We start from the raw sequence: 11629 nt of genomic DNA on the forward strand, positions 1-11629 counted from the left end.
GCACTTTTAAAACATTAAAAAGTGCTTTTTATTTATTATAAATACGAATGTAAACTTTTTAATATTTGTTTACATTCATTTAATTGATTTTATTGACTTTATCGCAATTTACCCATTCCCCTCAAAAACGACTATAAAAGTATACATTAGAAACAATGCAAATAAAGAGTTTAGAACATCCATAAACAAAAAAAGAAAAAACTAGATCCACACTAGTTTTTTACATAAGTATGATTATCAATAGTAAGTAAACAAATGAATGGACACTGTACCCGCCCTATAACATTTCCTGATATATGATGAATAACAAAATAACATTTTCTTATACTAAGGTCGAAGAACGATTTAAGGAGGAGTAACGAATGACTGAGCAAAATCGAAATCAATCTGCCATTGACCAAGGGCGTAACAAAACAAAACGTGGGATTGAAGCAGCAAGCGATACAGTACAAAATGCAATTGATGTTGTTGAAGATACTGGAAAAGCAGCGGTTGATCGTATTTCCGATGCAGTTAAAGATGTTACAGCAAGATGATTTATTTGAGTCTCTGTTGTAATAGTTGATCAAAGAAAACAAGGAACAAGACCGTTTCTTCGCGGTCTTATTTTAATTCCGTTACGTATAACAGGCTTACGCATTACCGGTTAAGAAAAGAAAAATATTGCACACAAAAGTGTACCCTTTAGCTTTTTGCTGAAAGGTACACTTTTCTTGAACAAACCAATCTAAAAAAGTTGTTTCCTTAGCATACAAAATCCCCAAAATGTTGGCGGTACTCCTATATGCTCATATTTTACAATTGTTATGAAAAATAAATACCATAAATAAAAAGAACGCTAAATAGCGCTTCTTTTTATTTATGGAGGTAACCAGCAGGAATAAAGAAATCTTTCCTTACTAATCTATGCTTAAAAATTTTAAAGTATGACTATTACACCATTCCAATAAGACAAGCATATATTGTAGTGTGAAACAAGCTTAGATCATTTGCTTTCACATTTTATTTTACTACTACGTATGTACGGAAAGAAGGTTTTTTATGTATTCAGATAATTATCATTCATGCGAATCTGGATGCCCATCTGGAAGCCAACTATGTAATAAATTTGCGAGAATCTTAGGTGGATCTGCAACGGTTACTCCGGAGGGAGTATGCTTGGTACAAAAGTTTCGTAATATTAGATTTACCATTCTTGGACGTAGAACAAGATCTCCACTGGTAAATCCTCAATTTTTTACGTTTGAAGACCTTGATAGTGAAGGTAATGCGTTAAATTTAGGGGAAACAGTCCTTTTACAAGAAGAAGTTAACCCATTATTAACTGAACTTCGAAGAAGAAATATTATAGTTACAGCAGTTCATAATCACTGGTTATTTGAAGAACCGCGAGCTATGTATATGCACTTTGAATCGGTTGAACCACCACTAGATTTTGCTAAAAAAGTAAGAGAAGCATTTAAAGTATTAAGAGGGTAGCCTGATTTTACAGCAAGGGGGATTAGAATCCTCCTTGCGTTTTTTATCTTTTCAATATAACGTAATACATGTTTGGTTAACATAACCCCACTTATCAGCAGTCCATGTATCTAGAAACCTAGAAAAATCCCTTCAGAAAATGAAGGGACTTTTCATTCACATAATCAGTGTTATCGGTAGTTAAGAAAATAAACTTGTTTTATTATGTTGGAAATGAAAATCTAGTAGCTTCAAAATGTGTAGTTGCAGAATCTGAAACGATTTCACCAACTACAGAACTTTGCACAAATACCTGTACTTGATCTCCAGCATTTAACTGAATGTTAGTAGAAACAGATACATCATTGTCAAATGGGATTGTACTAAAGAAATCATTATCTCGGGCTACGTCAGTATTGTTTACTCTGATGGCTATTCGCACCCTATAAGGATTGGTGAAAGTAACAGGACTAAATTGAACACTTGCAATAATAGAATATATACCTTTTGTTTCTGGAATAAATGTGGAAGTAAAAGTACTATATTCATTTATTAGATCGTATTGTTCATTCGGATATAAAACTTGCACATCGGTGTCTGCAGAAACAGGTATAGATGCATTAATAACATCTCTAACAGCCCTGAATGCTGATTGTGGTGTTAATCCTGAAGATCCCTGAATAGGAAGTGGAAACTCACAAGGATTGAAATGCAATCTATTTTTTGATGACATAAATAATCAAGCTCCTTTGTTTAAATTTAATATATTAAATGTAAAACGAGCTTGTTTTTCTTGTATACTTGTCTCTACTTGTCCAAAGGAAAGCAATACTATATATCGTATACATATAAAGTTTATATAACCTATCATTATCGGTAGTATCCAAAAAAGCTCGTTTATCTTGTTTCAAATAAAAAGCCAGCTTTTCTTTTTATCATTCAATTCTAATTTATTTACCAAACAGACGATTCCAAAGTGATTTCTTCTGTTCTGAAGCTGCTACGCTATCGTAGCAACAGTTGCTATCTTATTTTCTGTAACACTTGTCATTGCTAAATTTATAACCTTTTCTAGTGTTACGTTCTTCTTGTTCATAACTGTTACTAGCCGTTCTATAGTTGCTACGTTTTTATGAAAAAAATTCTAGAATTATTATTGCCGCGATCAAAAGGATACCCAGCTTCCTCCAGGGCAAGGCAATATTTACGCCAAGAACTTGAGCCAATCCTCAAATTCTTGGCTACCTCAGATCCCCAATGAGTTCGAGCCATAGTTACATTTTCTACAAATTACTTTTCACTTCACGGTACGATTGCTCCTTCTACCCCCATAACAAGAAAAGGAACCTACTAGTAGGTTCCTTTTCTTGTTATGGGAGATTTATTTAATTATATATAAGTGTAAAACAAATGTACGACGCTCGTTCCACAATATAATATATGCTGTCCTATTCAATATAGTGCAATGAATTTTAAGTAATCTAATTTAGTTTTTCTTATTTCAAAATGAGAAAAGTAACTATTATACAAGCCCGCACACAAATAGATATATTAAATATCATATTAAAGTAGATATGGAAACACTCGAAAAACAAAAATAAATGGAGGTTTTTTAATTGAGTGAAAACAAACACGATCACAATAAAGATTGTAAGGTTAAAGCAGAAACACAAATTCCGTTCAGTGATACTCCAGCAACGCCTGTTCTTACAAGCAATCCAATAGTTAAAATTCCAGTTGTATTAGCAGAAAGAACACTTCAAATTGTAGTAGAAGCAAATATCCCACTTTGTCCACCAGCAGTAGAAATTAAAAGAGTGTTAAAAGATGTATTTTTACAACAATGTAAACTAGTACCTGTTGAATATGAACCAATTAATGAAACAGGGTATTTACGAGTAACAAGAGCAAAATTGTTTGTAGAAGGTTTTATTCGTAAAAATATTGAATATGCTGCTAAAGACTGCAATGGCGTGATTCATGATAAAATTGCAAAGGTTCGATTCTCAGGTTTTGCTGACTTAACTGCAGGTGACTTTTCTTCTAACCCAATCATAGCTTTTTCTTCAGAAAATAAAGCTCGTTTTATTAATCCAAAAAACACTGATGTTCCTCGTCTAGACAAATTCTTCTTTGAAAATAATGTTTTCTATAATGAACAACCATTTTGTGAAATAATTAGTGCAGAATTTTATGAGCTTGACTTCTCACCATGTGATAATGATCATGATAAACATCATGAAGAATCATGTGGTAAACATCATGAAAAAGCATTTGACCACTTACGTGAAAAAATCGTTCTTGATCTTACTTTGAAAGTATTACAAACTCAACAAGTAAGAATTGGTGGAACAACTGGACAATCTAGCTGCTAATTAAAAATTCTCATTAATATTCTTAAATCAAGTCAGTTATTTTGCAACATTTCATGCACTAAAAAAAGGAGAATCCCATATTCTTTTTGGGATTCTCCTTTCTTATTTAAAGATTACTCATACAAATGATCTGTACATCAATTCACTTTTGATATACAGATCATTTGTATGATAATTTTTATAAATAATTGCGGAATAAACAACTTACATAAATGCTTTTAAAAGCTCTTGTACAAATGGAATTACTCCACCTACAAATTTTAAAACTGCCATTGCGATTTCCATTTTACTTCCTCCTTTATTCTTATATTAAGATTTTATGAATCCTTGTACCTTTATTATAGTAAGCGCTTACAAAAATAGCAATACTTTTTTATAATCTATGATTTTTAACAATTAAATAAAGAGAGTTGGTTATCTCAAAAGATAACCAACTCCTTATTTAATATTAAAGAATCTGCGTTAATTCTGTATTCAAAACTCGTTGCGCAGTAATAATAACACCCTGAGGAGTTACTCCATAAACACTGTATATGCCACCGTTTTGATTAGGGACAATTTCAACTTCATATTGTTCTGCTTGTCCCAAAGTAGAGTGAACTAAACTTAGAATTACAAGAGCAGAAGCATTAGCAGCTACAGAAAAGTTTCTCTGTTCGATTAATGTTCTTGTACCATCAAGTCTAAAAGATCGAAGTACCCCATTAAGTGTACCTCCAGTACGATTGAGGATTTTAACTTTAGCTCTATTTGCATTAGCAGGCTGATTTCCTACATTTTCAATTGGACCAGTAGTGAAAGGCATTTTAAAATTCACCTCCTACTAAATTAAATAATTAGTAATCTACAGATTACATTCTTATAATATTCAATACTTAATTAAAATGCTCTAAAACAATTAACCAATTTGTTTTAGAAATAAAAATTAGAATTACACAACCTATCAATTATTACTAATAAACAAAAAATTCACTTCTTATCTTTTTTCAAATAAAAAGTGAACTTTTCTTTCTATTATTAAATTCTAATTTATTTACCAAATAGACGACTCCAAAAAGATCTCTTCTGTTCTGAAGCTGCTATTAGACGCTTCCTATCTTGTATTTCTTTTAATACTTGCATTAATTGAGTATCTCTTTGTTCTTCTCTTATTATCCTTTGAGCATCATTTTCCTGTAAAAATTTTCTTTGCTAATCTAATCTTTGAATCAATGCTATATCAACAATGTATAAAATACTGCAATAGAGGGTTTTCTATAGAATTTAACATAGGTCAATAAACAAGCATTTTTCTTATTAAAACATAGAATAATATAACTCGTATTCGAAAAGGAGGTATAAAGAATGAGCTGGAGTAGCAACTGTTCGAAGCGTAGTAATGATTCTTGTAAATGTAAGCATGATAGTCATTCTTGTAAGTCTAAATGTCATAGTAATTCTTGTAAATGTAAGAAAGATAAGTTCCGTAGATGTTGTTTTATTTGTTTTCATTGTGATCGCAAACACCAGTAAAATAGTTCAGCATTTTTAGTTTTTGATGAGAAATTATATAAAAAGCTTATCCCCTTGTAAAGAAGGATGAGCCTTTTATATTTGTTATCAATAATAAGACATTATGTTAACCTCACATGTATGTTTATTCATATCCGTTTTTCAAAATTTAAAGATAAAGATTTTTATATACGAAGAAAATAAAATTCTACGTAGAACTTCATTATGTGTTAACAACTGAACCAACTAGTCCAACCAAATCATCAGGTGATACCCCAATATAAATTGGTTGATACATATCTAGTCCCAAAAAAAATATATAAACATATTGTATTATAGTACAACTCTTTAACAAACACTCTAAAAAAGGAGCTATCTATATGCTTGAAGACAAATCTAAAGTTAATTACCCATATGAATTTGCCGAAACTATAACAACACCAATTAAAAAACCAAATTATACAAAATTTAAAAATAATACAGACACACAACCTCTTACTATTTCAAAACATTACGTTGAAAAACGTCTATACTCCGTAAGAATCGATACTCCTAAAAACAAATAATTAAAATTCATTACGAAAACACGCCACACATGTATGTATAGCGTGTTTTCCTTGCTTTTAGGCAAGAATGCTAACCCCCAGGAACTTCTCGTTATATGGAATATAGGGTAAAAGAGAATCTTGAACGGATACATTAGCAGTTCGGCTCGTATAATTGCTTGTCCAAGGCAGGACGGATATTGCTTGCTTTTGGTCTCTCGGCTTGGCACAATAGCAGACGACCCGTTCCTTTCGGAACTTTTAGATATATATATAGAGTGAGAAAGGAAAAATACAAAAACTCAATAATATCAAGGGTTTAAAGATTCAAAAGATTATTTCCAAAACTCATACCATTTCTTATCTTTACTTGCTGCAATCATCTTCTTAACTTCCTGGACTTCCCTTATTGTTTGCATGAGCATTTCATAACGGCCCTGGTTCTTCGCCATGTCTTTGCTAGTATTCGTCGCTATAAGTGCCTGGGATTCCTGTATCGTTTGTATAGCGCTCAATAACTCTGATTCTCTTTGTATGAATCTCTGGTCTTGCTCAGTTAATCGTTTGGTTAATTCCTGGAGCAAGTCATTTTGTTTTTCAATGACTTCTTTTTGATCTTGAATCATCGTCTGTAGCGTTGTAGCGTTGAAATCCGGTTCTTCATAGCGCTCAACTTCATGTCGATCCAATGGCAATACTTCAACACCTTGATGCCATGATACAATTTGCTTTGTGGCATTTTCTAGTGTCATATCTGTGTCCTTCTTTAGGTTTATAACCTTACGGAATACCATTACATCACTTTCTCTATATTTCCTATGCCCACGCTCGTTTTTTATGAAAGTGTAACCCTCTTTTTCTAACACGTCTGCATACTTACGTAATGTAGATGATTGGATAGCTAATTGCTCCGCCACGTCACTAGGACTATAAAACGTCTTCATAGCGTTTCACCTCAAAAATATATTCGCTATAGCAATGATATACCCTTTTTCCTAATAATTCACGTATCACTTGTTTGTATTTTTAACTTCCATAATCTTCACAGGAGTAATGTATTTAGTTCATATTACAGCCCCAAGCTTAGGAACACATATCGATTTTAAAATTAGATACTCCTTACTTCTCAATAACAACATCAAAACCTTTTCAGTTTATACAGGATTTTATACAAAAAAGTAAAAACGAAAAATAGCGGGGATCCCTAGAATCTCCGCTATAACAACAATGTATAAAATCCTACATATCGATTTCACATAGAAAAGAAGAAAAAACTTAATAAAATCAAGGATTCCACCTTGTCCCTGCTACCGATAATCATACTTTATGTCAACCTCACATGTACCTTTATTCATCACCATTTTCCACAGTTTAAAAAAACAACTTGTACCCATCTTTTAGATCGAGATCCTGCCGACAAAACGCAAACATTATACATTAAGACATTTTTTGAAAGGGGAGACTCCAACTTTTAACTCCACATCATATAAATATTTTTTCATAAGAAAAGACACCTGTATAAGTGCCTTTTCTGATTGTTTTTTAGCAGAAACAAGCAGCTCCAACTATGATTAATAATATAAAGAGTACAACGAGTAAGGCAAATCCTCCAGCAAAACCGCCGCCGCAACTACCGCAACTACCACCAAAGCCCATAATAGTTCCTCCTTTAGATAAGAAGGGAAAACAAGGGGGCACTCATGTGTTTTAACGGATTCACATTATTTTATGTCTTTAAATAATATACGAGCAAGTACTTTAAGAAATAAAGAAAAGACAATCTATTAAGTGCCTTTCTCCGATTTAATCGGCATATGACCACACCTGATATTTTGAAACGCCCCTTGCTTTTTGGCTAGAGTGCTGGCTCGTCGTGTGGGGCCGAAACCCCACGTATTAAACGTATCAACATATAAAATAAGAACTATTTTTGAGCGATTAATCTAAGCGGTTCGGCTCGTATACTTGTTAGTCCAAGTCGAGAACCATTGTTTTGCTTTTTGTCTGTCGGCTTGGCGATAACAGCAAACGAGCCGAAAAAAGTTTCGCAAGGACTCTTTAAAAAAGAAAAGGCGATAGCCTTTAGGTGAGGATCAACGAACCGACTTTTTTAGAGAGAGGGTGGAGATTTTTGAGTGTTCTTCTCAAAAATACGACCCGTTCCTTTCGGAACTTTTAGCTATATATATAGAGTGAGAGAGGAAAAATACAAAAACTCAATAATATCAAGGGTTTAAAGGGGGTAGGGTGTGACTAAATGATCACACCTGTGTGACTAAATGATCACACCTAAAAAATGTAAAATAAGATAAAATAAAAAAAAGCAAGACTAAAAGTCAGGCTTTTTTTAAAATAAATAAACTGGTAATTTATGTTTTTTACTGCTATCTTTAATTTTAAAATTACGAAGAGATCTTTTAAAAATATGTTGAGTTGCCTTATCTACACCATCTTTAGGAGAACAACACATAACATTAGGATTCACAAACCATGTTCTAGAAGAACAAATTCTTCCATCATCAGTAGTCATTCCAGATTCAGCAACACCAAGTATACCTTTCTTTAATAAGGAGTTCATAGTCCTAGAAATATATTCTCTAGTATTTCCAAATTGTTCAGCTAAATAACTAGGAGTTGCTGCATTTGTTTCAACCTCTAATTCATTATCTACTCTTTCTATTATTACATTTGTCTTAAATTCAATGTAAGGAGTAAGCTTAAATAAAAATGCTTCTTCTTTAGGTTGTAAGTAACCAATTTTATTTAAATAATTTATGTTATCCATAATTAATTGCACGAACTTCACCCCATCAGTTCGTTTTTTCTTTTTACCTATAAAATAATCTTCACCAGTTGTACTATGTAAAATTTGCAACAACAATTGCTGTTGTTCAGAAGATAAACCTACATTTGCTTGTTCTAAAAAGCTTTCAATTTGGTTTTCTCTTGATCTAGCGTTCTTTTCAATTTGCTCAAAATCAATAATTTTACTCATGAAAAAAATTCCTCTCCTTCTCTACTAGAAGGAGTCAACCCACTTATGTTAGAATATAGATACTTTGATAGTAAATAAGGGGTAACCCCTTCATAATTTTCCATAAAAACCCCTAAGTTTGCCGACTCGCGGGGTTTTTTACTTTTTCCATACTTCGACAATATCACAGCATTTTCCTTTTGAAAACAAGTACACTTAAAATAACTACTGACTTTAACGTTCCATTCCATAGTCTTGATCTCGATTACGAGATTTTACTTTTAATTCTTTGTTTTTCTTTTGTTCTTGTTTATCACTAAAAAACTTTTGAACTCCATTACGCTCACTATCATCTACAAAATGGCGCTTCAACAGCTTTTTCCCCATTTTATCTAACACAGTTGCTTTCATATAACCCACCATATTTGCAAGTTGAGGCACTTTCTCTTTATAAAATTCCTTGACTCGTTCCAACGTTTTCTTCAAAAAATCGTTTTCCGTTTTTAATTCTAGATTTTCAGTTTTAAGTTGTTGATTTTCTTTTGTTAAATGTTCTACTTTTTCTTTTAAATTGATTTTATCCTTGTTTAAAAGATTATTATCACCTATAAGCTTCTTATTTTGTGTTTTAAGCACATCTGAAGCTTTCGCAAGGGTTTTGATAACTTGATAGTCCTTAGGCTCTAAAATAACCCTTCCTGTGACTTTCTCGACCTTTTTAAACACTTGACGTTCCCATACAATTTCTTGATGCACTGGAATTTTATCCAGCTTTGAAATATGTCTCACATCCGCTACTAGCTTATTTGCCAATTCTTTTGCATGATCTGCTTTCTTTAATGCTTGTACAACCTCATTTTCATGATATTTTGTTTGCTCTTTAAACCCTTGAACTGTCGCATGTTTAATATCTTTTGTTGTACCTCTTTCCAGTTTATGACCATGTTCATTCATACGCTGATGATATCTATCTTGCAAATTCGCTAAATCTTCTTTTGTTTTAATGAACTTCTTACGACTAATTTGCCATGTATCAGCCTTTCTACGTCCGTCATACGCCTTGATTAATGGAACTGCTACAACGTGCAAATGTGGCGTCCTCTCATCCATATGAACCGCTGCATGAATAATTTTATCTTTTGTAATACCAATATCTTTTTCAAGAAACTCAAGAGACTGTTTCGCCCAGGATTCAATTTCCTCTTTCGATTTATTCTGAAAGAATTCCTCATCACTCGTAAATAAAAATTCACAAGCCACATCATTTTTTGCACTGTTAATCGCCTGGTCAAATGATTTCCTTCTATCAGATCGCATACTTTTCATACGTTTTTCATGGTCTATTTTCATTTCACTTGTAATCTCATTAAATCGTTTTAAATATGTATCTTCACATTTTACAAGCTCGATATTCTCGCTTGATTTCGCCCGATCAATATCATGATTTGTATACGAAACTCTGTCCGCATTATGTTTTCCAATTCCTCGTAGATCTCCTGTTGTTTTAATTCCTTGCACTCGAAAAATAGAGTAACTCACAGAGCCAGCCCCCTTCATATTTGTCCACTTAATCATGGCATAGAGGGTAATTGCATGTCAATTAGAGAACACACTCTTATATTGTCACTACGCAACAATAGAGTGTGCCCTACGGGACACGTCGGCTTCGCCGATCACGGACAAGCCGTGCAAGAACAAAAACCTTGGGCTTCGCCCAAACCCACTGGGGAAACCTTCCCCAGACCCCATTTGAAAACTCCCCCAACCCCCTCATTTTTTGAGGGGGCTCCCTCGCCAGTAGGCAGGGTCAAACGGGTACCGTTTGACAACCACAAGAGGGTCTGGGACAGTAAGTCTGTCAACTCCTTAATGCTCCTTCATTTCCGCTTCCGCTTCATTCTGTCCGCTTACCGTTGACAGACACGATACAACTACCTCTAATTATTTGTAAGACAACTCTATAACTAACAAAAGAACCTCACACTTTATCCACCTTAGGATACTTTATTATTTCTAGAAATAATAAATAAGATTAATACAAGAACAAATAATGAAATACTAACTATGCCAGTTACTGTCTCGTTATTTACTATGTAATTTACAATAGTAATAATAAACAAACAAAGAGCACCTATTAATGCTAACTTTTCTTTTATAAATTTAAGCATAAAAACCCTCCTCCTATTTTATTTACTCTATTACTATGTCATTTAAACCTATGCATATGGTAATATGTACATGTATTCCCATTAAAATGTAAAGAGGTAAAAAAATGAAAAAAAGAGAATAGTATTTTTATTTTTAGGTTTTTTGATTCTTTTTGTTGTATTTTGGTATTCAAAAGGATACAGCGGTAAATACATACAATGGGGTGATACGGTAGAGTCTGTTGATACAAATATACTTGAAAGACATGATATTCCATATAAAGTTAAAAACAACAAAATATATATCCCTGAAGATTCCTATACTAAAGCGATAATGTGTTGTTCTTAATTGGCATACGGCAACGATTACTTCTTTTTTGAGCCACTCGTCAATTTCTACTTTAAAAGTTAAGAGGAAATAGAGTTGTATATTAGAGGTAGCACCACATCGCTATCAAGATAAGCTCATACAACGTCAATTATAGTAGAGCTTGTTTCTTTTTTCTAAAAGGCTACGTGTAGGGAATTTAAAGATTTACATACGAAATAAACCCTGACGGGTTTCATTTTTTTGTTTTAGGGAACAATTAATTTCCAATACATGTCTTAATGCGAAAATGTGATATTTCGTGACCTTAC

General features: G+C 32.9%; 10 protein-coding genes and 2 pseudogenes. 4 read left to right on the plus strand and 8 right to left on the minus strand.

The window, feature by feature from the left end; translation table 11 throughout:
- Positions 1-362: 362 nt before the first annotated feature.
- Both JDS96_RS28225 and JDS96_RS28230 read left to right on the plus strand, forming a co-directional pair.
- Positions 363-536, plus strand: coding sequence for a hypothetical protein (locus tag JDS96_RS28225; RefSeq protein ID WP_199668792.1), 174 nt, complete (start codon positions 363-365; stop codon positions 534-536).
- 505 nt (positions 537-1041) lie between these two features.
- A complete protein-coding gene (locus tag JDS96_RS28230) occupies positions 1042-1479 on the plus strand; it encodes a DUF1259 domain-containing protein (protein WP_199668793.1) in 438 nt (145 codons plus the stop codon).
- Between the two features lie 202 nt (positions 1480-1681).
- Here the strand turns inward: JDS96_RS28230 and JDS96_RS28235 are convergent, their stop codons facing one another.
- Complete coding sequence (locus tag JDS96_RS28235; protein WP_199668794.1) at positions 1682-2191, minus strand: hypothetical protein; 510 nt, start codon at positions 2189-2191, stop codon at positions 1682-1684.
- A gap of 276 nt (positions 2192-2467) precedes the next feature.
- Positions 2468-2730: pseudogene (locus JDS96_RS32575) on the minus strand (DUF3967 domain-containing protein); the annotation flags it as partial.
- A 344-nt stretch (positions 2731-3074) separates the two neighbouring features.
- On the opposite strand from JDS96_RS32575, the gene JDS96_RS28240 reads away from it, so the two are divergent.
- A complete protein-coding gene (locus JDS96_RS28240; RefSeq protein WP_199668795.1) occupies positions 3075-3833 on the plus strand; it encodes a CsxC family protein in 759 nt (252 codons plus the stop codon).
- Positions 3834-4281: 448 nt separating this feature from the next.
- Here the strand turns inward: JDS96_RS28240 and JDS96_RS28245 are convergent, their stop codons facing one another.
- Positions 4282-4638: an ATPase gene (locus JDS96_RS28245; protein ID WP_098159439.1), complete on the minus strand. Its 357-nt coding sequence runs from the start codon at positions 4636-4638 to the stop codon at positions 4282-4284.
- A 224-nt stretch (positions 4639-4862) separates the two neighbouring features.
- Positions 4863-5057 (minus strand): annotated as a pseudogene (locus JDS96_RS33145) (DUF3967 domain-containing protein); the annotation flags it as partial.
- A 647-nt stretch (positions 5058-5704) separates the two neighbouring features.
- Here JDS96_RS33145 and JDS96_RS28255 point away from each other — a divergent pair.
- Positions 5705-5890: a hypothetical protein gene (locus JDS96_RS28255; RefSeq protein ID WP_199668796.1), complete on the plus strand. Its 186-nt coding sequence runs from the start codon at positions 5705-5707 to the stop codon at positions 5888-5890.
- Positions 5891-6204: 314 nt separating this feature from the next.
- Here the strand turns inward: JDS96_RS28255 and JDS96_RS28260 are convergent, their stop codons facing one another.
- The 4 genes from JDS96_RS28260 to mobV form a co-directional block, all read right to left on the minus strand.
- A complete protein-coding gene (locus JDS96_RS28260) occupies positions 6205-6813 on the minus strand; it encodes a DUF3967 domain-containing protein (RefSeq protein WP_199668797.1) in 609 nt (202 codons plus the stop codon).
- A 598-nt stretch (positions 6814-7411) separates the two neighbouring features.
- On the minus strand, positions 7412-7525 hold the full coding sequence (locus tag JDS96_RS28265) for a YjcZ family sporulation protein (protein WP_003203942.1): 114 nt from the start codon (positions 7523-7525) through the stop codon (positions 7412-7414).
- Between the two features lie 691 nt (positions 7526-8216).
- Positions 8217-8864 (minus strand): MarR family transcriptional regulator, encoded by a 648-nt coding sequence (locus tag JDS96_RS28270; protein ID WP_199668798.1) that lies wholly within the window; start codon positions 8862-8864, stop codon positions 8217-8219.
- 213 nt (positions 8865-9077) lie between these two features.
- On the minus strand, positions 9078-10382 hold the full coding sequence (gene mobV / locus JDS96_RS28275) for a MobV family relaxase (RefSeq protein WP_199668799.1): 1305 nt from the start codon (positions 10380-10382) through the stop codon (positions 9078-9080).
- Positions 10383-11629 lie beyond the last annotated feature (1247 nt).

The organism is Bacillus cereus group sp. N21 (genome assembly GCF_016483395.1).
Lineage (GTDB): Bacteria > Bacillota > Bacilli > Bacillales > Bacillaceae_G > Bacillus_A > Bacillus_A pseudomycoides.